A 1,124-nucleotide genomic window follows, 5' to 3' on the forward strand; every position below is an offset into this window, starting at 1 on the left:
GGGTTATCTGGCGTAACTTCCTTGGTCTTGTGCTTTAAGACAACTTGGAAGGTGGGATTATTGTCGCCAAACTTGTAACCACTTGGGTATCCGTCGGATACCAACTCGTAGCCTTGAGCTTCGTAACTAGCAATCCGATCCGCAGTACTGTAATCAGATTGACTACCGAACTTTCCGTTTAAGTTATCAGTTACTAGAACTTTATTGCCATTATCTTGGTCAATGTATTCAACATGAGCTTGTTCTTCATTGGCAGTGTAGACAACGGTATGAACATCGTCTTTTCCTTCAGCAGCATCACCCGTTACACTAGCTTGACTTGGTGTGTAACCAGTAATTTTGGGAGAATTAATAACTGGGTTAGCATTATCAGCTGGCTTCCAGTCACCCCAAGTAATTGAACCAGTCTTTTCGTTCTTAGTCCCCGTTCTAGTAAATGGAACGGTAACCACTTGATCCTTTGCCATGGTCTTGCCGTTAGCATCAACATAGTGAACGGTAATAGTTCCTTTACCACTATTATCAGTTACTGTTGTTAGGGTGTCACTGTAGATAACGGTATGAACATCATCTTTACCTTCCGTGGCATGACCAGTAACCGTTGGCTGATTAGGAGTCATATTAGGAACAGTTGGTGAAGTGATTACTTGGTTAGCATTGCCAACTGGTTCCCAGTCGCCCCAAGTAATGTTACCAGTCTCATTATCTCTAGTACCAGTTCTCGTGAACGGAACGCTGACTTGCTTATCTGGTGAAACGGTATTGCCGTTAGCGTCCTTGTAGTGAACGGTAATGGTTCCCTTACCACTATTATCGGTTACTTGACTGGTAGCGGGGCCATAAGGGACCTTGGTATCTGAACCGGGATCCGTAATTGGGTATGGATAAGTTCCATCTGGACCTGGTTTTAATGGTTGACTTGGATCATGGGGATCCATTGGAATCATGCCAGGAATATTGGGTAATTGAGGTTGTTGTGCTTTAGTAGGATCGTCTGGTTGCGTTTCGTATGGAACATCATGGGATCCATTGTCAATCGGATTGCCATTGGAATCAACTGGAACTAATTTTCCCAGTTGAGCAACTTGATAATCGATCTTACGAGTTTGTGGAACATAAATTGG

General features: G+C 43.5%; 1 protein-coding gene. It reads right to left on the bottom strand.

Going from position 1 to position 1,124, the window contains the following annotated elements; all coding sequences use genetic code 11:
* On the bottom strand, nt 1-1,124 hold a 1,124-nt coding region (locus AC6UC9_RS06925; protein ID WP_500701539.1), incomplete at both ends, for a mucin-binding protein.

This window comes from Fructilactobacillus sp. X7R4C1, assembly GCF_059901115.1.